We start from the raw sequence: 21811 nt of genomic DNA on the forward strand, positions 1-21811 counted from the left end.
AAATAAGTTCAATATCGATGTTGCCATAAGGTCATGAAAATGATTCTTTCGACAACATTCGAAGTGCGAATGTCCCAGGGAAATCATGTGAGCTTGGGGTTCGCACCTGAATTCGTCCACTTAACCATCCATGGTGCAAGTTGCTTCATCGTTTCTTGCTTAGTCGTCTAAAAATGATCCGTATACATCATTACATTTATTATATATTGCTTATATTTAATGAACAAAAGCAGGCAATCATAATGATCAGCTGCATTGATTGTTTTGCAGATCTATAGCTTGGCATTAGTTTAACCTTATGCCCGACTGTCTGATCTCACTCCCCTCTAAAATCTATCTTTAATAAACTCAGGTGGTTTTTAACGCGAAACCAATTACGAGTGTTAGAAATTTCGTTGTTAACCTCTTGAACGCGAACGTATACCAATCAATTCAACCATCAAAACCTGAGCGGAATACTTCTTTGCCTTTTGCATTGAAAATAACATACTTACTTTTATTCCCTAGCGGTATACCACTGTACATTCCGTCACCTAGATAGTTTACGAATTCATATTTTGGAAATATCCGTTTCCCCGTCTCAATATTGATTGCTGTGGTTATCGAGCCATCCTTCGCTTTTAAAGCATATTGAATCGTTGCGATCGGATCAATATCGTGATAATAGTCGGTACGATCGATATCAAGAATTTCGTATTTCACATCCATAACGACTTTCCCACGACTATCCACGATCCCATAGTTCTTCTTCAGCTTTACCCGGTATAGCGGATTCTTTGTGGTCACTTTCTCAATCTGGTTATTCATGTAATTGCTTCGCTCGAAAAGTGGAACCATTTCATCGTATTTGGTAGGCAGAATGATTTCACCACGAGTTCCAATTAATCCATACTTACCATTCTTGCGAATGACGGCACTTCCCATTTGGAACAGGTTAGCCTCTTCGTACTGAGCGGATATTTTAATGTCTCCCTGCTTCGAAACATAGCCCCATTTTTGATTAAGTTTCACAGCAGCTAGGTCCTCTGAAAAAGCTTGAATATCTGTATACTTGGACTCGAATAGTAGCGTTTGATCTTTTTTATAAACTGTCCAACCGGCACTTGGATCTTTCATGTCTCTCACAGCATAACTTCCATCTCCTGAGAGAATAACTTTTTGCTCATCTTGAGGTTCAACAATTATCTTTCCGGATACATCAACGACTCCTTCGCCACTTCCTTGGATTTTCCATAGTCCATTCTGTGGTTCATCTAAACTGTGATATTGTTTATCTAAGGGGATAACCAAACCATCCTGTTGAACAATAGCACTGTACGCATCACGGTGGAGCCCCCACTCTAATGTATTCCCTCTGAATTCAATTTTGTTACGGAATTCAGCAGGTACCACAAGTTGTCCCTTGTAATCCATACTCCCCCACTGTCCATTTATTTTTACGGGGAATACTCCTGATTTACGATAAGCTGTTCCATATTCCTTGTCTTCAATGTTAAACGCCGTAAGCAATTTTCCTTTGGTATTAATGAGTGCCCACTTACCATTCTTTTTGACCAATGCTGCTTGATTGTAAAAGCTTGTTCCTGCCTCATATGTAGGAGAAATAACGAATTTCCCTTTGGTATTTAGGTAGCCAATCTTCCCATTTTTCTTGGCGATCGCCAGCCCATTGTCAAACCCACCGATATATTCAATGCTTTTGTCCTGAAATATTACTTTGCCCTTACTGTTAATTAACTGATTTCTATTTACGACTGCAACGCCCTGATAGAATGCATCTCTTGCTAATTGAAACTGTGGCTTAATGACAAACTTGCCCTGGTAATTGATGAATCCCCACTTCCAGTTTTGACGAACGGGGATGAGGCCATTCTCTGCTCGGTCAGTGAACCACAGATGGCTCAACCCAACATGTTCCTGCGCTTTATCCCACTCATGATATATTGGCTCGTTCCCTGCTAGCGCGACCCTCGGCGATAACGAGATTGCCGCGATGAGCATCAAGATTGAAACGCCGAAAATCCCCATGTATTTTCGATACTTTACCCTTTTCTTCAATACCATACTCCTCCTCAATTTAAATCTAACGACTTACTCTTTCATTAAGACATAAGGAAAGACAACTATCAATAGCTTAATGATCAAAAGGAATAGTTGCTAAGCTAACTCACTGTCCCAGGATTTCTCTGCTGTTAGTTGACAACATTGAATATACATGTGGTCAATATTAATCACGATCCGATCTTCCCCCTCCACATACTGTGAGGACATTACCTTAATAATAATTAAAAATAACTATTCTAAGTACTATCTATAATGGCTTACTTTCAAATTTCAAACTAAAAAAGGGGAGATTTCTAAAACTATCTATTGCTATAATACTTACAAAGGAGAGGATATAGATGAAAATTCTCAACAATTTGGATTCCAATCATTATATCGAAATGAGAGAACTTTTTCGTGAAATGGATGAGTTACACATTATAAGTCCGTTTCTGATGGAGACATTTGACTTATTCTTCGAAAATTTTATAGCACCTTCGGAGATTAAACGTTTAGTCTTAGTAACCACCCTTCGTGACAATGATCCCGATGTATTTAAGAAATCGAACTCATTTCATTCATTATTGTATAACTGCCGCTTACATAAGATTGATTTACAAGTACATATTGATAATAAACTTCATGGGAAAATTTATATCGGTTCAAAAAACTCAACACCTATCAAGGGAATTATTACTTCAGCTAATTTTACAGAAAGCGGACTAAATCTGAATCACGAGTGGGGCGTACTAATAGAGAGCCCTCAAGATCTCACTAAGATTTTAGAAGATATATTTAAAATAAGCAGTTGTCCGTTAACTACAGATGATCTTACTCAGATCATTATGAATATTGATCGTTTCACAGAACTGTTTAAGCCGGCAGAATCTAAATTAGAATTAGTAGTTAGTCATCTTCTTCAGTATCCTGTTACCAATAAAGTTCCTGATGTTCGCTATTTTATAAAACCCGTTGGCTCTAAAGAAGATCCATTTTCAGTTAACAGGGTTTTGTTAAATGATATCGAAGCAATGCACTTTTCTAAGCGTCCAAATGATGTGCGTATTGGAGATATTCTTATTTGTCATGGAGTAGGGTTAACCAAGCTTTTAGGTTATTTCGAGGTGATAAGCGATCCGTATATTTGGAATAGCGAATACCGTTGGTCTTGGGAGTTGAAGGCCAAAAATCTGAATCCAAGGTACAGTTCTAGGTGGAATGACTTCAATCATACATTAGCAAATTGTATAGCATCATTTGATCCAAGTTTAATGGTCACGCATGCACAGGGAAAAACGTTGGGGGGACTTCAACACGGACATGATAGACTGAGATTAACAGATGATTTTGGTCTACACCTCATTAATATCATAGATAATAGCAAATAAAGAAACATCAACTTCCTAGTGTAGTTTCGTTGATTACACACAATTCATCATAATAAATAAGAAATGTGTACCAATGTAAATATTTTATCTGTTTCATGTAGCTTTAATGATATATATCGGAGTAAAAAGAGAGGTTTTGTAAATGGAAAATATAAGTTATGATAAATCAACTTTTAAAGAGATTTATCATGGGAAATTATCAGAGGGGTTTGAATCGGATTTTTATGAAAAATTCAATTCAAGCTACAAAGATTTTCTACAATTACAATTTGAAAGTCATGCCAATAAGACTAAAAAAATGGCTGACTTTATCGGATTAAAAGAAAAGGAACTCATTTCTCATTTGAAAACATATCAAATTATTAAAACAGTGAATTTAACTAACTGGATGGAATTTATTTCTGGAAATATTTTTGTATTTGTTTTAAAGGCTGTTTTGACTGCTATAGGTACATTCCCTATTTTCTATCTGATTGGATATCTAATCCTTTACGGTTACTTTTTCGGTCAAACTGACAATGCACTCCTTGATATTGTTATAAAAAATGTGCCACTTAATCGTTTCTCCTGCTATATAGCTGGGTTTCTCTTTTCTGGTGTAGTTGCTTTTTTCATTTCTTTATATAGATTAAAAGGTTTAGGATTAACGTTTATACTCTTTGGAATCTTTTATTTCCTATTTGCATCGACTGTCAGTTTGTCGCTTATATTAATCAACGCCAACTCTTCGATTGAAATTTCAGTTTTTATTAGATTCATGTTAGTATGGCTCATTCCTTTAATGGTATCATTATTTCTAATTGCCTTGTTCTATCTCATAAATGTAATATCAAAACATTATAAAATTATACTGGTAGTGCTAATTATCGGTAGTCTAATACCAATAATTTTCGCAAAGATATTTGGGTTATTGTGGTCTTTGGTAGTGTATTCAGCATTCGTTATAGTACTAAGTTCAGTGATAATTAATATAATGGAACGCTCTCCTCGTAATACATTAAATAGAACAGACAGTGTCAAAAAGAATAAATCACCTGGTTTCAAATTTTCTATTAAAGAATTTTTTTACTTTGTTCTGTTTGTATTATCACTCTTCATCGTTATAGTTATCCCAATGCTTTCTTTTATCTTTTTCTCAACAGGAAACTATATTAGTACTACTTTAGATTTAGTTAAGCTGACAGCAAATGAAGAGATACAAATCAATGGCACTGTAATTAATGGTAAGTTAGTTGCCGAAGATGACCGTTATCTTTACATATCCACCACTTCAAAAAATCTTCTTGAAATAAGCAAAGACTCATCTATACAAATAACTAAACCTAACCAACTTACAGTGTACTCTGGGGAATCAAAAGACTGGAAAATCACAATAAGTGTATCTCTAAGAGATAACGAACTATGGTACAATGGTTTTATAAAAAAGTTAAGTTCAGAAAACACTAGTCAGTTATCTTATCAATTTGATACCTTTGAAAAGATAACTTCAATCCATTCAGAACCAAAATCAGATTATTATATTTTTGGCAAGTTATCTGATGATAGCATAAAAAAACTCACATTCATTAACCTTTCATGGCTTTCTACTAATGGTTTAATTAATGATGAGAAAGTGATACTAGATGTTTCAAATGGCATCAATTGAGCCAGGAGACATTAAAAACATTATGAGTATTTATGTAGTAAAAACAACAAGACAACCTAAAAGGGCAGTCTTGTTGTTTTTACTACTATAGGAGGCGAGCGAAGTCGAACCCCTGTCCGAAGATACAACACATAAGCTTCTACGGGTGTAATCACAGTTTTGATCGATCAGACAAACGCCACGACATATTTTTTGTCATCTTAAAACTGGATGTTCGAAGTCATCTCCTAATAATTCTGCCACTCTAGCTCTTACTACTGGCATATAGCGGTGTTTATATTTAGTTTCACCAGAAATCTGACCGTTATTATACATTATCTCAAGTAGTTCTAAGATATCCTCGCGATTGAATTTATCAAATATTGGGAAAATTTCAGTTTCAAAAACATAAGGAGTTGAATCATAGCTACTACTCTCCTTCAACCATCGAAGCGAAAACCCAACTAAAGATTGTATAGAGTTTCTTTTCTCCGCCTCATGTAATAGATAATTAACTTGTTCTACTGTGATAGAAGTATCTTGCTTATAGTAATGGTAAAAATTAGAGTCATCAATAGTACTGGAAACATTTACGCGGTACTGAAAAATTGCATTCAAATGTTCAGTAAAGCTATCTTTACTATATAATAACCGCACATATAAATTAATATTTTTATCAGCCTCATGTTGTATCACAGTATCCACATGTTCCTTCATTTCTCCGTAGAATAAACCGAATTCACTCAAAAAGTAAATTAGAAGTGCTTGAGGTGATGTCACTAATGTCAAATCTACTTGCTGAAGCCTTTTATACTCAATGTATATCCCTGTATTGATAAATGCATCTTCTTCATTTATTTTTATATTACAATATTCGAGGACTCCTTCCTTTAGGTACCCTAAAAATTTATGCTCATCTCTCTTAATCAAAGCTACTAGAGCATAGTAACAACCTAGTCTATTTTCATTGTAATCTTCGCCGTATTTTTGAAAAACAAACTTCCACAAGGTTTTGAATAATTCTTTCTCTGACTTCCTATTTAGTTTGTTATAGTACCTAGTAACTAAATGCTGAGTGAATCTCTCTATATTATTGTTTCCTATTTCTTTAAAATACCTCTTAATATCCTCTAAAATTGGCTTAATTATTTCTTTAGCAAGTATAGTCTCCTTCAGAAAAACAGTTTCAAACATATTTCTGATGTGTGCTCTTGTCTGATCTTTATTAGGGATATACAAATTCGTGTCTTTTAATGCTGGGTGAGCACAATGATGTCTATCTTCTCTAAGCCTCTTAATTAAATCAATTTCTTGTTCATCTATTAATTTTGTTTGTCTTACGCCACCTATAAGTTTCTTTTCCCATTCAGAATACTTTTCGTCGATGTTAGACTGGCTATCCCCGAGTTCAGAAAGTATATCATTTGCTTTTTGATCCTCATAAACCTCACTTAACGTTCGTAGCTTATAAATAAAATCACAAAGCACTACATTATGCAAAGAAACAATAGCAGATCTATAAAACCCCATATTGTAGCATGCTATTACCTCGGCAAGATATTCTCTAACGACACTATTGGGGACATTTTTCAGTTCTTCTTCAAAAATAAAGTCAGTCATAATTTGCTCCTTAATTTATGTATTTGGTATTTGCTTATATTCTCGTATGGGTCTATATGAGGTAGAGAGAATCTAAGAAAGATACAGATGATCATCTTCGATCGTTTAAGCGACAATTGATAAATTCGCCAGGCTAGACATCGAAGATGATCGGATTATGAAACAACTGCTTCAAACACTAATTTACAGAATGGCTCAATAAAAATTCACTACAACATTACTCGCCCCCATATTATTGGGGCTTAGTAAAAGAGGAGCTTAAAAGCTAGCCCCTCTACATTTTAGTAACACTGAGCACTCCACATGTGTGGACTGCTCAATATAGACTTAATTAAAGATGTGACAGTATTCGTATATTATATTAGATTAAAATATGAATACCCTAGTATATTTGGAACCAATATAGGTTTATTCGTACATTATTACATTCATTTAACATCTAATGCTATTTTTGCAATAGAATCTTCAATATCTTGAATTTGATCAGTCCATATATTCTTCCTTTGCATTTCAGCTTTCATGACTTTATAGTCTGGCGCGTTTAACAATACTGTTGCTACTGTTGCACTGTATATACCTACTTCAGTACCCTTTGAGTGCGACGACTTACTAATTCCTTTGACCTTTGATTCTCCATTATTTCAATCCACGTACTCCATACAGAGTGCGACACCTTGAACGAGCACTCGTTGAACCTTTACTGTTATTTCAATCCACGTACTCCATACAGAGTGCGACGTGTGCGCCTAACGGCGTACAAACCCGTTAAGGCTATTTCAATCCACGTACTCCATACAGAGTGCGACGCTGCTTCTTTCGGATCGTCAACCGCTGCCTTCCAATTTCAATCCACGTACTCCATACAGAGTGCGACCCATTTGGGCCACAGATTATATTCATTTTATGGTTATTTCAATCCACGTACTCCATACAGAGTGCGACCGGATGCACCTAAGGGTCTCGTGGTCGCGACAGGTATTTCAATCCACGTACTCCATACAGAGTGCGACTTTTGTACCTAAAATCTTACAAAAATCGAGAAACAATTTCAATCCACGTACTCCATACAGAGTGCGACCCAACCAGCTCACTTTACAGGGGAATTGCTTACCTGATTTCAATCCACGTACTCCATACAGAGTGCGACGTGATACATTTCGCTCATGGGTCGAGCAGTTAGTTATTTCAATCCACGTACTCCATACAGAGTGCGACAGCGGAAATATACGTAATAAAGTCATATATCATTCAAATCATCACGTATTTCCAGTAATTGTTACACTTATTCTCTCATCATATGATAAACAACTAGAGAAACTCAAGGCATGTCATTGCCAAAAGGTCACAATAGTATTACTTTCCACAACATATGAGGTGCGAATCCTCCAGGAAAAGCATGTGAGCTTGGCATTCGCACCATCACCCACCCTGCATTAGTCATAATCAATCAACAGCTACCAAGCCCCATTTTCCATATTCGTCTTTTGCAAAATAATACGTAATCCCATATTCCTCTATACTATTGGTATCTCTCAATATTTCACCGAGCACACCTACAAGAATGTGGTTCTTCGTTGTGTCCTCGGAAACGTGCCCAATCTCCGTATATCTTACGTTGCCTCCGAATTGCCCCCAATGCCGATCAGCTGCTTCTGGATCTAAGAACAAACTCCCAAATGCAGCCTGATCCGATCTCACGTTAGCTTCTAGAGCTTCTTTCAATACCTCTTGGATCTCATCATTAAAGAGAGGATCATGTTCCTGCTCCCAATCAATGAATACACCTTGTTCAAAGTTGGTCTCACTGTCCTCCGACTCAGTCTCCTGCTGTGCGGTTACCGCTTCTATTTGCACGTTATCCTTACTTTGCTCTGCTGACGAGCTGCCCTCTTTGTTCAAATCATTGCACGCCGCCATTCCAAATGCGATGCATATCATTACTAGAATACTAGCTACTTTTCTCATTCTATTAACCCTCATATATGAAATGATTGATCTCAATCTCACACCGTTCTCTATTTATAGATTAAAGCTATTTTATCATACAAAATAATCCATATAATCAAAATCTAAGATAAGCAGGATTTCAGCTCTATTTTCCAAACATCTCACTTCCATAACTCAAAACATTTATTAAAAATATGATATAGATCACTTTCTCCTCCCCCAGGAAGGTGCTACATTTGTTAACGACCAATTGACCGTAATAGTAAACCGGTCATATTGAACAGGATTCACTACTATGATCATCATTCCACCTCATAAAGGAGATGCATAACTTATGGCTGCTATGGATCGAAGGCAGCAAATTATGAATTCGGCAGAACGATCGTTTGCCTTATTTGGTTACAAGGCCACAACGATGGAACAGGTCGCCCGCATTGCGAATGTAGGCAAAGGCACGATCTATACCTTTTTCGATAACAAAGAAGAACTGTTCAGGGAGATTCTGCGCTCCATCATAAGAGACATGAAACAGATTACGGAAGAGACCGTGCAAGACGATCAACCTTTTCTCGCCAATGTGCACCAGAGCATGGATGCCCTACTGGAGTACAGGCAGAAGCATGAATTGTTAATCAAGTTGTTTCAAGAGGTCAATGAGTTCGGCACACCACAAGCGAAGGAGGGTCTACAAAAGGTAGAGTCAGCCATTCTTGAATATATGGAGCGTCAGGTTACGAGAGCCATGGAGCTGGGACAGATTCGCCAAGACAATCCCAAGATCGTCTCTTTTGTGCTCCTGAAATTGTACGTCACCTTAACCTCCGATTGGAACAAAACGAATCCAGCCTTACAGAAGGCTCAGATACAGGCATTTGTGAGTCAGTTTCTCCAAAGTGGACTATCCCCAACCTAGAGACTGGCTCCACAATCCATACAGAACAATATAGAAATAATAACGATCGTGTGATCATGGGGAGAGAGCGCATAATGAGATCCATACAAGTATTTTTTCAAGATATAAAGTCATCCTTCAAGAAACCTAAAGTATTCATTCCAATCCTCGTGGTGTTGTTTATTCCGGTGCTGTACAGCGGCATGTTTCTCAACGCATTCTGGGATCCTTATGGCAAAATGAATGAGCTTCCTGTAGCTGTGGTTAATAACGACCAAGGTGCTACATTTAATGACCAAACCTTAGAAGTCGGCAATAATCTCGTCGATGAATTGAGAAAAAGTGATGATTTCCGCTGGGAGTTTGTAAGTCGTGAGCAAGCGGATCAAGGCATGAATGACAATGCGTACTATATGACGATTGTGATTCCCGAGGACTTTTCCGCAAAAGCAACAACGCTAATGGATGATCACCCTACACCAGCAGAGCTTATATATGAGCCTAACGAAGGTTACAACTTCTTGGCAGGGCAGATTGGCGGTACCGCAGTCAAACAGATTAAGGCAAAGGTATCTGCGAAGGTCACTGAATCCTACACCGAAACACTGCTAGATCAAGTAGCAACGATATCTAGTGGTCTATCTGATGCGGGTGATGGTGCGAGCAAGCTAAATGAGGGCTCAGCGAAGCTGAATGATGGGGCTAGCAAACTGAAACAAAACCTGTCCAAACTCGTGGACGGCACAGATCAACTCCAAGCTGGCGCAGCAACTCTGCAAGAGGGTACAGCTACACTCGCAGAAGGTATCGGCACACTTCATCAAGGTGCAAACTCTCTATCCAGTGGACTCTCCCAACTCGCCGCTGCTGGACAGAAGCTGGAGAACGGAGCCACACAAGCTCAAGCTGGAGGTCAGCAACTACAAGCAGGTATCCAATCTGCTTATGATGGTGCTTCTAAGCTGGAGGCTGGTCTCGCTGCATCCGAAGAAGGCAGTGCGAAGTTAACCGCAGGTATTCAGGCTTCTGTTGATGGCAGCAGCAAAGTAAGCGAAGGAGCCAAAGCTGTTGCACAAGGATTAGCTCAGTTAACAGCGGCAAGCCCAGAGCTCGCCAGCAATCCGGCCGTACAGCAATTGCTTGCTGCAAGTCAGGCGGTTGCTGCGGGTAGTGAACAATTAGTGCAAGGTGGACAACAATTGGTCACGGGTAGCCAGAACCTACAAGCAGCTCAACAGCAATTACATCAAGGCAGCACACAGCTTGTACAAGGTGAACAACAATTGCTTCAAGGTGCTTCCCAGCTCTCTGCTGGACAAGAGCAATTAGCTGGAGGCTTACAACAGTTCAATGCCAAATTATCTGAAGCCGCTGCGGGCGGAGCCAAACTTGCAGTAGGCGCAGATCAACTGAATACTGGTGCAGGCAAATTAGTGGCTGCTATGAATGAATTTTCAGGCGGCATGACTACAATCGCAGACGGCTCCAGACAGCTGGATGCAGGCGCAGCCCAGTTGCAGGATGGTACCACGAAGTTAACCGACGGATCAGGCGAACTTGCGAGCAAACTGCTTGATGCTGCGGAAGAAACATCCAGTGTGAAAAAGACGGATGAACTGGTATCCATGTATGCTGAACCTGTTCAAGTCGAAGAGCAAAAGCATAACGAGGTACCTAACTATGGAACAGGGTTCTCTCCTTATTTCCTTTCCTTGGGTTTATTCGTCGGAGCTTTGATTGCAACATTAGTTGTACCTACGCGCAATAGCTCAGTCATAGATGCGAGTGGTTGGAATCGTTTTGTGAGTCGAACCTTAGCTTTTACATTAATGAGTGCTATTCAATCTTTGCTCGCTTCGTGGCTCGTTCTGTCAGGACTGGGGCTAGAAGTGAAAAGCGTTCCACTGTTTCTCTTATTCAGCTTCGTCACCAGCCTCAGCTTCATGTACATTATCCAGGCTCTCGTGACATGGCTTGAGAATCCAGGACGCTTCCTGGCTATTCTCATGCTGATCTTCCAATTGACAACAAGTGCAGGTACGTTTCCACTGGAACTTATCCCGAACTGGCTAAGAGTATTCAACCCATGGTTGCCGATGACTTACAGTGTGACTGGATATAAAGCAGTAATCTCAAGTGGCCAATTCGGTGTCGCATGGGATCAGATCTGGCTTTTGTTGATCTTTGCCTTTGTAGGATTGGCAGGTTCGTTCACCTACTTCATGGTGCATCGTGCTGAGAAAAGCGAAGTCGTTCAAGGTGAAGCAGCACTTCAGATGTAAAAAAATAGCAGGCAAGGCGGATATCATGGATGCATTCACCTCAACTTATGAACGAAGGTGGTTGCGAGATATCTGTCTTGCTTTTTTTATTGGGACGATTCGATGTTGATCATGCGCTATGTATCTTCTTTATTTTTTACGGCTACCACAATGGATAATTAAAAGACGATCCTCAGGTAACTACACCTTACGGATCGTCTAATGATTAACCCTATAAAATCACACTACATGCTCCGCCTTCAGGTGGTATGTACGTAGCCTGAAATATCTGCTTAGAACAGATACGTGAGTGAATACGTAGATGAGTACGCATCCCCATAGAGGACGACTGCTACGATAATAAACAAAATGATCAGTGCATAAATCAGTGTGCCTACAATTCCACAAACCAGGCCAGCAATCGCTAACCCTTTTCCCTGTTCCATGCGAACCTTGATTTCTTTAAGCGAGAGTGCTGCAAAAATAATAGCTACGATTCCGATGATAAATCCGATATATGGAAGCATAATCGACAAAATCCCCAACACAAGTGCTGCAATTGATTTGCCGTTGGTTTTCGGTGCCATATATGGTGGATAAGGCGGAAATGGTGGTAGTGGATCATTATAGTTCGGGTGTTGATTCTGATTCTGATTATAATTCTGATCCACATTATTCTGACGGTAATCCAAGGTAAATCCTCCCTATTCATGAAGTATTATCATTATACTTGATTATGCAACAAACCAATATATGTATTTATATAATAAAATTAATATCTCCGAATGTATTTCCTCTTATCTAAGGTTTGCACATTTTATAATTCTTCTTTAAATTCCAACTACTGTTTTTTCTTCGTTTATATCGGTCTACCTCGCAGTTAAATGAAGTAACAGACTACAAATACATCTAAAGCCCTCAATAAATAGTAAAAATATGTTATTCTAACTTAAGGAATGGGAGGTATAATATGTACAAAATTGCTCTTATATTGATATCCATAATTGGTTTGATGGTGGGATGTACCCCATCTGAAGCACCTGTCGATACGTTGCAGCAGGCGGAGCAGAACCAGGATCAAGCACAAACGATCAAGGAACTTGAAGAGGAAAACCAACAACTTCAGGAACAGATCAATCAACTTCAGGTAGATGTAAATAGTGAGGAGATTAGAAATAATCTGAGAGAAACATTGAATATGACGTTTAAGCTAATTGCTGCCATGGAGTCAGGGGATACTGCATACATGAAGTCCATTTCCTCACCAAATGTGGAGATGTCTCAGGATAACAAGCAATTCATCATTACAAAGGAAGATCAATCCTATGAGGTCAACTTCATTACCGGATTATCGTGGGATGAGTTCGAATTCAGAGGTTACGATCAGACGGATCCAGATCATTTTATGCTCTTCATAGCCCATTACAATTATACAGAAGGTTCTGAAGGACATACCGCGTACGAGTTCTCTTTTGTTCGTTCGTCTGAAGGAGAATGGCTGTTTGATGGGTATATTTCTTAAGCGAAAAAATAGAAAGGCCTCTGATTAACCACATAGGGTGAAGAGGCTTTTTTTCATATGTCTCGGTGCCTGATAACAAAAAAACACGTAACGACAGTATCTTGAAATACCTCATTACGTGTTTATATTTTTAAAATTATCCTTCCACCTCTACCCGTTGTAAAAACGTGCGTGTGCGCTCCAATATCGGCGTGCCAAAGATCTGTTCTGGTGGGCCGGCCTCGGCAATTTCTCCGTTGTCCATGAAGAACACGCGATCCGCTACCTCACGGGCGAAGCTCATCTCATGGGTTACGATCATCATGGTCATGTTCTCCTGTGCTAACTGTTTAATTACACGGAGCACCTCACCTGTTAACTCTGGGTCAAGTGCGGATGTCGGCTCATCGAAGAGCAGAATATCCGGCTGCATCATTAAGGCACGGGCAATCGCCACCCGCTGCTTCTGTCCACCAGACAGGTTCGCTGGATAAGCATCAGCCTTGTCTGATAGCCCTACTTTGCCGAGCAGTTCTTGGCTACGATGCCTGATCACTGCCGCGCTTTCTTTTTTCAACGTCTTCGGAGCCAGCTCCAGGTTCGCTTGCACAGTCAGATGGGGGAACAGGTTAAAATGCTGGAATACCATACCCATCCGGTCAGTGATCTTCCGAATCTCCGCAGCATTTGCATAACTTCCGTTATCCGCCATCTTCTGTCCTTGAATGCGAACCGTGCCTCCTGTGATCTCTTCGAGATGAATGAGGCTACGTAGCATCGTACTTTTACCCGAACCAGACGGACCGATGACAGCAATGACTTCGCCGGGTGCAACGTTAAACGACACCTGTTTGAGCACATCCAGTGCACCAAATGATTTTTTTAACTGAGTTACTTCTATTATATGTGTCATCCATACACAGTCCTTTGATTAAATAATTTGAAAATTCATTCCAACACCACGCCGGAAAATTGATCTGTTATCGAAGTAATAGGTGTAAATATCCTTATCGTCCAGCTATTACTCAAACGAGAAACGCTTCTCCAATGCCTTAAACAGCAAGGTAAGCACAAGCGTCATCAATAAATACATAACTGCAGCAATAAAAAATGGAATCAACTGAATATCTCTGTTCACCGCAGCTTGAGCATAATACAGCAATTCAGGCACAGCGACAGCATATAACAGTGCCGTATCCTTGATCAACGTAATTGACTCGTTCGCCGTTGCGGGCAACACCACACGGATCATCTGGGGAATAATAACTTTTACCATCGTCTGGGTCTTAGACAATCCAAGTACCTTCGCTGCCTCATGTTGCCCCTTGTCAATGGAGAGTAAGCCCCCTCGGAAGATCTCCGCAAAGTATGCCGCATAATTGAGCACAAATGCCATCGCCGCTGCAACGATACGCTCAAACACTAGATATTCGCCGATTACTGGCAAGAGCGGAAGACCGAAGCAGAAGAACAAAATTTGCAGTAATAGTGGTGTTCCACGCATCACATAGACGTAAGTGTGTGCAATCCAAGCAAATGGTTTAAACCGGCTACGCATCATTAACGTAATACCAAAACCAAGCGGTATAGATAGAACAATTGCCAATAAAAACATCAAAATCGTCGTCTGAGCCCCTTCAAGCATAGGCTTCATCACCGTTAATATATAATCCCAACTCATGAATATGTCTCCTCTAATCTGTTAACCCCGCACTCCTCGCGGAAGCATCACATGCTCCATTGCGGAATACGGGGTCATTATGGTAGTGAACATCCTGGACAAGCCAGCTCCATTCACATCAGTATGTCAGGCAATCGCCTGTCTATTTCAAAACCTTATCTTCACCGAGCCATTTGGTTGAGATTTCAGCTGCTGTGCCATCCGCATTCAGCTCATCAAGCGCTTTTTGCAAATCGTTCAGCAAGGCCTCATTTCCCTTTTTGATACCAATACCATATTGCTCTGGGGCAAGGGATTCATCCAACAATTTGTAGGTTCCCTCTTCCTTCCCCATGTAGTATCTAGCAACGACCTCATCGATAATCACTGCATCCAAACGTGTCGTTTTCAAATCTGTCAGAGCCAGTACGTTATCTTTGAACTCGGAAGCTTTTACTTTGTCCTTCAGTGGACTTGCCGCCAGTGCATCTGCCGCAGAAGACAGTGCTTGCAAGCCTACGTTTTTGCCGTCCAGTTCATCTAGCTTGGTAATAGGTGAATTCGCAAGCGCAATGACAACCTGACTATTTTCCAGATACGGCTTCGTGAATAACACTTTCTCTTTGCGTTCATCCGTAATCGTGTATCCGTTCCAGATCATATCGATCCGACCACTGTTTAGCTCAGACTCTTTGGAAGACCAGTCAATCGGCTGGAAAGTAACCTCTTTACCCATTTTCTCCGCTGCTGCCCGCGCATAATCAATATCGAAGCCAACAATTTCATTCTGTTCATCCCGGAACCCCATCGGTGCAAACTTATCATCAATTCCCACAATAATGGTGTCATCGTCCTTGCTTCCGGAACTGGAGCATCCAGCCACAACAATCATACATATACTGATGAATAATAGTAAAATCGCTTTTTTTCTCATCTCTCTTACCCCTCCATGTCTATAAGCCAAACCAAAACGCTTTAGTTCGTTACCACGTTATCAGAGATTTATAATAACATAGCATGGGAGAAGAGTCGAGCCTGTTGTCCAATTCCGTTCATTTCATACCACTTAATTGTCAATAATTTGTGAAAAAGCGATCTCCACTTGCTCTGGTGACACGAGCTGCTCACGTACATAGGAATCCCATTTATTTGGCGCCTGAAGCGCCTCTAGTTTAAGTCCAGCCCATTGTTTAGTAGCCTCTCGATCCAAAGAATAACGCGTATCCTCCAACTGGTACACGATGTGTTCCAGATTATCAATCAGTACAAAATTGGCAGTTGCATTATAAACAAGCATCCGCTTCAGTTCTTCCTCCTGCAACTCATCCGAACGTAAACTGTAATTCACTTCCGCCGTAAATGTATCGGGATATAGCTGATAACCATTCAAATATTCAGCCAAAGGTAACCCCTGATTCAGATGGCTCAGATTAGAGAAGTCGCCCATATATGGACTCCGATATTTCTGTAAGGCAGTAAAATCGTGGGTTAAAGGATTCTGCTGCTCGGCGGTATAAGCCTGCTGCTTCGCTTCAATTCTAGGATTAATGATCCCTTCAACCACAGTAAGAGCTACGAGTCCGACGAGCACTAACACGATGATCCAACGATTCTTCCTCATCCTCTGATCTCACCTACCTCAAATTCCTTTACTAAACGTCCTGCCTTCTGCACAATCAACGGCACGATAATGGTCAGCAAAGGGATCACAAAAGCAATAACTAGTACAGCAAATTGATACGGCCCCTCCACCTGAACAGGGCGACTATACCAGATGTTACTTCCGAATCTTAATGCAGCCTGCGTGCCCCACAAAACTAGGATTAATACAGCCCACATCCACCAGGCGATGCGCGTGCACTTCCTTAATGTGGTTGATCGTATAACAGTCATCGCTTCTGCATTCCGTTGACGTTCTCGATTGCTTAACATATATAACAGGTATGCCCCGCCCACAAGTGCACTTGCAATCGTAAGCCAAAAATTAACGATCTTACCCTCCATCAGAACCCGCATCGGAATCGTAATGATCCAAGCGATCAAACAGTAGATCAATGCAGACTGCAACACCGCAGTCCAATAAGGGAATCGTTGTACCTGATGTTGGTCACTCATAATCTGATCCAGACCGGCAATATGCTGAATAGCCTTCTCAAAAGCTTGTTCCTCACTCATTCCCTGATCGATATAATCCTCCATGCGAGCTGTAAGGTTGCTATGTATCTCCTCTTTCAATTCTCTGTTCGCTGTTGTATCCTGCGCATGTTCAAACAGTCGTTCCATATGCCTTGAAATACGTTCTTCTAGATTCATATCTACCCTTCATCTCCCTCTGCTCTAGATATAATGATCATGCTGTCAATCAATGTCTTGGCTGCTTGCCAGTCCTGAAGCTGTCTATCGTAGGCGATCCGACCCTCTGAAGTGATTCGGTAATATTTGCGTCTCCCGCCCTGCGTCTGTTCTCCCCAGTACGATTCTACATATCCATTCGACTCCAACCGCTTCAAGCTAGAATAGAGCGAGGGTTCTTTCAATTCGAACTGTTCTCCACTCTTACGATAGATTTCCTTAATAATGCCGTACCCATAATGATCTGTCGCCAGAAGCACACTCAGAATCATGGGATCAATATTTCCTCGAATCAAATCACTATTAATGGTTTGCTCTTGCATCTGACCGACTCACCGACTTTCCTTAACCTGGGTATACTATAAGACATATTACTATGTCTGTAAAGGTAATATGCTTATCATAATAAAATTAAAACAAAAAAATAGTGATACACACCAGTACGAGGACTGAGCACATCACTATTTAAACTAGAGGTTCTTATTCGATAAGGGCTGTTTTCAGTACCGAGAAGATGGGATGACGCCTCTAGAAATGGAGAATGTAGCGTAGGCAAACCTACGTGAGCAACTACATTGTTTCCGAAGGAAACAAACTTTGTAAGCCTCCACTTATTTCGGCTGAATCCCATATTCGACGTTGAGATGCCGTCAGGCATCCTTCGTAATCAAAAGCGGACTTTTGGGGGACATCCCTAGAAGGGGCTTACCGTGACCGTCAGCCTGCCGAATCAGCCTCTATTTATACAGTCATAATAATACTAAACTATTGTTGTACTTTCTCACGATCTTTGCCTTTGTCGGACTCACCAGCATTTTTGTTCGCTGCATCCCGATCCTGCTGCATTTCTTCCACCGTCTTCACCTTGAGACGCGCAGCACCCTCATATTCCTTCGTTGGAATGAGATTACCTGCAGCCAGTCTCGCTTCAGCGGCAGCAATCGCTTCTCCATACTGTGGCAGCCATTGTGCCTGAGCAACCAGCATCTCGTCAACCATCTGCCAGATTTCCTTCGGGTTACATACCGCACCAACGAGCGGATCCATCATGAAGGCTTGGCGGAGCAGTGTGTCATCTCCATGGACAGCCGCCTCAACGGCAAGCCGCTGCACCGAAATGCTCACATTACATACGGCTGCTGGCCCGAGTGGAAGATCACCTACATGTGGCATTGAAATCCCATTGCGATCCACATACCCCGGCGCTTCGATTATCGCATCATCCGGCAAGTTGGAGATGATTCCATTATTCACGGTGTTAAAGTGACCACGATACACACGCCCTGTCTCAAGTCCTTCGATAATATAGGAACCATGTTCCTCCCCACGCTTTTCTGGAACAAACCGCATCGGTTCATCCTTCATCCAGTTCGGGAAATCTGTCTCAAACCAGTTTCTTCCTTCAGTACACACACGCAAGTATCCACCAGTCTCACCATTAATCCAGTTACCTAGATCAATCCAATCTGTGATCTCTTCTGGACGCTTACGATACCAAGGCACATACTCACTAAGATGACCATTCGATTCTGTGCTATAGTAGCCAAACCGGCGTAACATATCAATTCGAACCTTCTCCGTACGACTAAACTCTGGGTGCTTCTCGAAGGCTTCAAGCAGATCGTCCGTGAGATCACGTCCCTTATGAGAGGCCTGAATGTACCAAGTCTGATGATTAATCCCGGCACATATGATATCGACTTCACTCTTTTGCAATCCAAATGCTTCTGCAATCTGATGATGCCCGTGCTGCACACCATGACACAATCCAATCGTACGCACGCCTCCATACTTATTACATGCCCAAGTTAACATTGCCATCGGATTGGAGTAGTTCAAGAGCAATACATCTGGTGCACTGTGCTCACGAATATCCTTACATATGTCCAGCATCTCGGCGATCCCACGTTGCCCATACATGATGCCACCCGCACAGAGCGTATCGCCTACACATTGGTCAACGCCATATTTGAGCGGGATATCTACATCGGTTGCAAAAGCCTCCAGTCCACCTACACGAATGGTGCAGAGCACATACTTAGCATCCTTGAGCGCTTCTCTGCGATTTGTTGTTGGCTGGATTGTAATATTCAGTCCATTCTCACGAATGTCCCTCTGACATAACTCTGTAACCATGTCCAGGTTATGCTGATTAATATCACAGAACGCGATCTCAATATCGCGGAGCTCTGGAACAGTTAACAAATCTCGCAACAGCCCTCGTGTAAACCCAATACTTCCCGCACCGATAAATGCCACTTTAAAAGACATTGCTAATTCCTCCCCGTGATCCGAAATTTGTGCTTCGGTCATAATCTCATCTCATGTGGATGTACTTCGTGAAATCATTGTAACAACGGCGGAGAAGGAAGCGTTATCAAAATCATGACTTGTTTCAGGTTGAGGTTGTCAAAAATCCTAACCTTTGAAGATTGTCCGCAAGCTCTGCTTGTCCCTTCACTCTTCCATTGGATAGTGACTGACATGACGGTCTTTGGAAGAACGAAAAGCTACTGGAGTAAGAGACGTATACTTTTTGAATAACATATGAAAATATTGCCGGCTCCCCACCCCGACATAATCGGAAATTTCGGATATAGGAATATCGGTCTGTTGTAGCAGCATCTTAGCCTTCTCCATCCGAAGCATCGTCAGATAATCTGTTGGTGTTCGCTGCGTGTGCTGACGGAAAATACGATGCAGATATCCTGGATGTAAATTCACGGCCGCCGCAATGTCTTTCATCTGAATGCTACGATCCATGTTCTGATGCATGAATTCCACTGTTCGTTTCACATACAGCTCTGTCTGATCCGAGGCACTCCGACTCATCTCCCCACGCAGACGCGCAACACGAATCAACAGTTGAATAAACAGGGTACGCACCAGAATGCCTTGATCCAGCGCTTTTAAGTTTCGTGCCTCTCGATGCTCCCACCGCTCTTCCTGAGAGATCACCCCGATTGGCTGGAAGCTTCGTCCTTGCTCTAATAATCCGCGCTGATCCAGCTCTAATACGAGGCTTTTCATAATGTAATACACCTCTTCGGGGTCAGGCAGTACCAGATAGGCACAAGCATGCTGAAGAAATTGCTGCACCTCTTCTTCTTCCAGCGCCAATTGGCGAATAGAGGGTTGAACCGATGCCGACGATGTGGAGACGGCAAAGCCAAATTCAACGTTCAGCATGCGGCACGCAGCGCCATCCTCGACTAATAAGCGGTGCGGAACACTGGCATCGATCAGGATGAACTGCCCTTTTTTCAACAGGGTCTGCTCCTCGCTCCCATCTGGCATTTGCACATCCACACGACACATTCCCGAGATAATGTACATAATTTCTGTAGAATCATGATCATGATAGTTCATCCGGTAGTTATTCCACTGCTTGTAATAATAGGCATAGAAACGAGGTTCACAGTTCTTGCTTCGTAATTGCTCCTGAAACAAACTGCCTGTCATAGGTACGTCTTGCTCTTGTTCCATTCTGCACACCTTCCTCGCTGCAGTAATCCTCACTTCCTACTATTGTACCAATAGCCCTTGCGTAAATTAAACTACCTAGCTCAATAAAAAGCTGCTATTATATTAGATAATAATCTAATTAGATGAATGCGAAATTAATTCTATCCAAAATAATAAAAGCAACTCCATATTTAAATACCTAGGAGGTCTATGATCATGAGCATGATGATTTATGTTGTCAGACATGGTATCAAGGAACAGCATATGGGAGATGTCGGACTAACGGAGAAAGGGATCGTTCAAGCTGAACAGACCGCGGAATATTTCAAAAAATTGCCGAATGCCCGGATCTTCTCCAGCCCGCTTCGAGGAGCAATGGATACAGCTAATTACATCAGTCTTGCTAATGGAGGTTGTTCAAAAAGTCCGCTTTTGATTACGAAGGATGCCCTGAGGCATCTCAACGTCGAAGTTGGAATTCAGCCGAAATGTCCGTTGCTCACGTAGTTTTGCCTACGCTCCGCTACTCCATTTCTATCTTCATCCCATCTTCTCGGTACTGAAAACCACCCTTTTTGAACACGTATTAAATGCAATTCCTATAGAGAAAGATCAACGACTCCGTGAGCGTGCCAATTGGGGAGATGCCCCTGAACAGACCTTCGAACAATTCGTCGAGATGTGGAATCGTTGTACGCGTGAACCGGACTATACCCCACCAGTAGGCGACTCAGCCAGACAGGCTGGGGAACGTTTAGCCCATTTTCTATCTGAGTTAGCGCTGTCTGAACCTGAGCAGACTACGACTGACCATTATATCCTTGTCACACATGGCGGGTTAATTACGGATTTCCTCGTTCACACCCTGCCCACGCAAGAACTTCACGCATGGGTTCCTGATTTCGTTGCTGTACAACATACACTCATTCCCGAATGCTCCATCACCACACTCGCATATGAGCAGGGACAGGTTATGCTTAAGGATCTCGCCTCTGTGCAGCATTTACATTCTGATGTTCGTGAGCAAGAGTAGAAGAATTGAACAGCAATCATAAAAC

Annotated in this window: 19 protein-coding genes and 1 CRISPR repeat array; of the genes, 7 read left to right on the top strand and 12 right to left on the bottom strand. The window is 41.4% G+C overall.

The annotated features are described in order from the left end of the window. Positions 1-432: 432 nt before the first annotated feature. Positions 433-2058: a WG repeat-containing protein gene (locus J2T19_RS15850; protein ID WP_307217359.1), complete on the bottom strand. Its 1626-nt coding sequence runs from the start codon at positions 2056-2058 to the stop codon at positions 433-435. Positions 2059-2402: 344 nt separating this feature from the next. Between J2T19_RS15850 and J2T19_RS15855 the strand changes: the two genes are divergently transcribed. Together J2T19_RS15855 and J2T19_RS15860 are read left to right on the top strand one after the other, a co-directional pair. Beyond that, a complete protein-coding gene (locus J2T19_RS15855) occupies positions 2403-3431 on the top strand; it encodes a phospholipase D family protein (RefSeq protein WP_307217361.1) in 1029 nt (342 codons plus the stop codon). A 142-nt stretch (positions 3432-3573) separates the two neighbouring features. Continuing rightward, on the top strand, positions 3574-5076 hold the full coding sequence (locus J2T19_RS15860; protein WP_307217363.1) for a hypothetical protein: 1503 nt from the start codon (positions 3574-3576) through the stop codon (positions 5074-5076). A gap of 195 nt (positions 5077-5271) precedes the next feature. Here J2T19_RS15860 and J2T19_RS15865 read toward each other — a convergent pair whose 3' ends face one another. Together J2T19_RS15865 and J2T19_RS15870 are read right to left on the bottom strand one after the other, a co-directional pair. Beyond that, the gene (locus J2T19_RS15865; RefSeq protein WP_307217365.1) at positions 5272-6675 is read right to left on the bottom strand and encodes a hypothetical protein; all 1404 of its coding nucleotides are present in this window, start codon (positions 6673-6675) and stop codon (positions 5272-5274) included. A gap of 638 nt (positions 6676-7313) precedes the next feature. Continuing rightward, a CRISPR array of direct repeats spans positions 7314-7890; the repeat unit is 33 nt; unit sequence ATTTCAATCCACGTACTCCATACAGAGTGCGAC. A gap of 228 nt (positions 7891-8118) precedes the next feature. Beyond that, complete coding sequence (locus J2T19_RS15870) at positions 8119-8640, bottom strand: hypothetical protein (RefSeq protein ID WP_307217367.1); 522 nt, start codon at positions 8638-8640, stop codon at positions 8119-8121. 316 nt (positions 8641-8956) lie between these two features. On the opposite strand from J2T19_RS15870, the gene J2T19_RS15875 reads away from it, so the two are divergent. Both J2T19_RS15875 and J2T19_RS15880 read left to right on the top strand, forming a co-directional pair. Next, positions 8957-9535: a TetR/AcrR family transcriptional regulator gene (locus J2T19_RS15875; RefSeq protein WP_307217369.1), complete on the top strand. Its 579-nt coding sequence runs from the start codon at positions 8957-8959 to the stop codon at positions 9533-9535. A gap of 74 nt (positions 9536-9609) precedes the next feature. After that, entirely contained in the window at positions 9610-11796 is a 2187-nt protein-coding gene (locus J2T19_RS15880; RefSeq protein ID WP_307217371.1) for a YhgE/Pip domain-containing protein, read from the top strand. 272 nt (positions 11797-12068) lie between these two features. Here the strand turns inward: J2T19_RS15880 and J2T19_RS15885 are convergent, their stop codons facing one another. Then, complete coding sequence (locus J2T19_RS15885; protein WP_370874892.1) at positions 12069-12446, bottom strand: DUF4190 domain-containing protein; 378 nt, start codon at positions 12444-12446, stop codon at positions 12069-12071. Between the two features lie 299 nt (positions 12447-12745). Between J2T19_RS15885 and J2T19_RS15890 the strand changes: the two genes are divergently transcribed. Then, positions 12746-13297, top strand: coding sequence for a hypothetical protein (locus J2T19_RS15890; RefSeq protein WP_307217373.1), 552 nt, complete (start codon positions 12746-12748; stop codon positions 13295-13297). Between the two features lie 136 nt (positions 13298-13433). Here J2T19_RS15890 and J2T19_RS15895 read toward each other — a convergent pair whose 3' ends face one another. The 8 genes from J2T19_RS15895 to J2T19_RS15930 form a co-directional block, all read right to left on the bottom strand. Then, positions 13434-14189, bottom strand: a complete 756-nt coding sequence (locus J2T19_RS15895; RefSeq protein ID WP_307217375.1) for an amino acid ABC transporter ATP-binding protein — start codon at positions 14187-14189, stop codon at positions 13434-13436. 108 nt (positions 14190-14297) lie between these two features. Then, complete coding sequence (locus tag J2T19_RS15900; RefSeq protein WP_307217377.1) at positions 14298-14957, bottom strand: amino acid ABC transporter permease; 660 nt, start codon at positions 14955-14957, stop codon at positions 14298-14300. 142 nt (positions 14958-15099) lie between these two features. Further along, entirely contained in the window at positions 15100-15870 is a 771-nt protein-coding gene (locus tag J2T19_RS15905) for an amino acid ABC transporter substrate-binding protein (RefSeq protein WP_307217379.1), read from the bottom strand. Between the two features lie 132 nt (positions 15871-16002). Next, the gene (locus J2T19_RS15910; protein ID WP_307217381.1) at positions 16003-16557 is read right to left on the bottom strand and encodes a DUF4825 domain-containing protein; all 555 of its coding nucleotides are present in this window, start codon (positions 16555-16557) and stop codon (positions 16003-16005) included. Further along, positions 16554-17249 (bottom strand): permease prefix domain 1-containing protein, encoded by a 696-nt coding sequence (locus J2T19_RS15915; protein WP_307217383.1) that lies wholly within the window; start codon positions 17247-17249, stop codon positions 16554-16556. The genes J2T19_RS15910 and J2T19_RS15915 overlap by 4 nt, the downstream gene beginning before the upstream one ends. Before the next feature lie 2 nt (positions 17250-17251). After that, a complete protein-coding gene (locus J2T19_RS15920; protein ID WP_307217386.1) occupies positions 17252-17611 on the bottom strand; it encodes a PadR family transcriptional regulator in 360 nt (119 codons plus the stop codon). A 442-nt stretch (positions 17612-18053) separates the two neighbouring features. Continuing rightward, positions 18054-19559, bottom strand: coding sequence for an alpha-glucosidase/alpha-galactosidase (locus J2T19_RS15925; protein ID WP_307217388.1), 1506 nt, complete (start codon positions 19557-19559; stop codon positions 18054-18056). Between the two features lie 186 nt (positions 19560-19745). Then, a complete protein-coding gene (locus J2T19_RS15930) occupies positions 19746-20750 on the bottom strand; it encodes an AraC family transcriptional regulator (RefSeq protein WP_307217665.1) in 1005 nt (334 codons plus the stop codon). Positions 20751-20969: 219 nt separating this feature from the next. Between J2T19_RS15930 and J2T19_RS15935 the strand changes: the two genes are divergently transcribed. Both J2T19_RS15935 and J2T19_RS15940 read left to right on the top strand, forming a co-directional pair. Further along, positions 20970-21260: a histidine phosphatase family protein gene (locus J2T19_RS15935; protein WP_307217390.1), complete on the top strand. Its 291-nt coding sequence runs from the start codon at positions 20970-20972 to the stop codon at positions 21258-21260. Further along, the gene (locus J2T19_RS15940) at positions 21226-21786 is read left to right on the top strand and encodes a histidine phosphatase family protein (RefSeq protein WP_307217392.1); all 561 of its coding nucleotides are present in this window, start codon (positions 21226-21228) and stop codon (positions 21784-21786) included. The genes J2T19_RS15935 and J2T19_RS15940 overlap by 35 nt, the downstream gene beginning before the upstream one ends. Positions 21787-21811: the final 25 nt, after the last annotated feature.

Source organism: Paenibacillus tundrae (assembly GCF_030812775.1).
Classification (GTDB): domain Bacteria; phylum Bacillota; class Bacilli; order Paenibacillales; family Paenibacillaceae; genus Paenibacillus; species Paenibacillus tundrae_A.

Excerpts from the sequence above, each read along its gene's own strand:
- J2T19_RS15930 (WP_307217665.1), bottom strand. The coding sequence starts at position 20,750 with ATGACAGGCAGTTTGTTTCAGGAGCAATTACGAAGCAAGAACTGTGAA.
- J2T19_RS15875 (WP_307217369.1), top strand. The coding sequence starts at position 8,957 with ATGGCTGCTATGGATCGAAGGCAGCAAATTATGAATTCGGCAGAACGA.
- J2T19_RS15880 (WP_307217371.1), top strand. The coding sequence starts at position 9,610 with ATGAGATCCATACAAGTATTTTTTCAAGATATAAAGTCATCCTTCAAG.
- J2T19_RS15910 (WP_307217381.1), bottom strand. The coding sequence starts at position 16,557 with ATGAGGAAGAATCGTTGGATCATCGTGTTAGTGCTCGTCGGACTCGTA.
- J2T19_RS15870 (WP_307217367.1), bottom strand. The coding sequence starts at position 8,640 with ATGAGAAAAGTAGCTAGTATTCTAGTAATGATATGCATCGCATTTGGA.
- J2T19_RS15855 (WP_307217361.1), top strand. The coding sequence starts at position 2,403 with ATGAAAATTCTCAACAATTTGGATTCCAATCATTATATCGAAATGAGA.
- J2T19_RS15890 (WP_307217373.1), top strand. The coding sequence starts at position 12,746 with ATGTACAAAATTGCTCTTATATTGATATCCATAATTGGTTTGATGGTG.
- J2T19_RS15860 (WP_307217363.1), top strand. The coding sequence starts at position 3,574 with ATGGAAAATATAAGTTATGATAAATCAACTTTTAAAGAGATTTATCAT.
- J2T19_RS15935 (WP_307217390.1), top strand. The coding sequence starts at position 20,970 with ATGAGCATGATGATTTATGTTGTCAGACATGGTATCAAGGAACAGCAT.
- J2T19_RS15920 (WP_307217386.1), bottom strand. The coding sequence starts at position 17,611 with ATGCAAGAGCAAACCATTAATAGTGATTTGATTCGAGGAAATATTGAT.
- J2T19_RS15900 (WP_307217377.1), bottom strand. The coding sequence starts at position 14,957 with ATGAGTTGGGATTATATATTAACGGTGATGAAGCCTATGCTTGAAGGG.
- J2T19_RS15905 (WP_307217379.1), bottom strand. The coding sequence starts at position 15,870 with ATGAGAAAAAAAGCGATTTTACTATTATTCATCAGTATATGTATGATT.
- J2T19_RS15895 (WP_307217375.1), bottom strand. The coding sequence starts at position 14,189 with ATGACACATATAATAGAAGTAACTCAGTTAAAAAAATCATTTGGTGCA.
- J2T19_RS15915 (WP_307217383.1), bottom strand. The coding sequence starts at position 17,249 with ATGAATCTAGAAGAACGTATTTCAAGGCATATGGAACGACTGTTTGAA.
- J2T19_RS15925 (WP_307217388.1), bottom strand. The coding sequence starts at position 19,559 with ATGTCTTTTAAAGTGGCATTTATCGGTGCGGGAAGTATTGGGTTTACA.
- J2T19_RS15865 (WP_307217365.1), bottom strand. The coding sequence starts at position 6,675 with ATGACTGACTTTATTTTTGAAGAAGAACTGAAAAATGTCCCCAATAGT.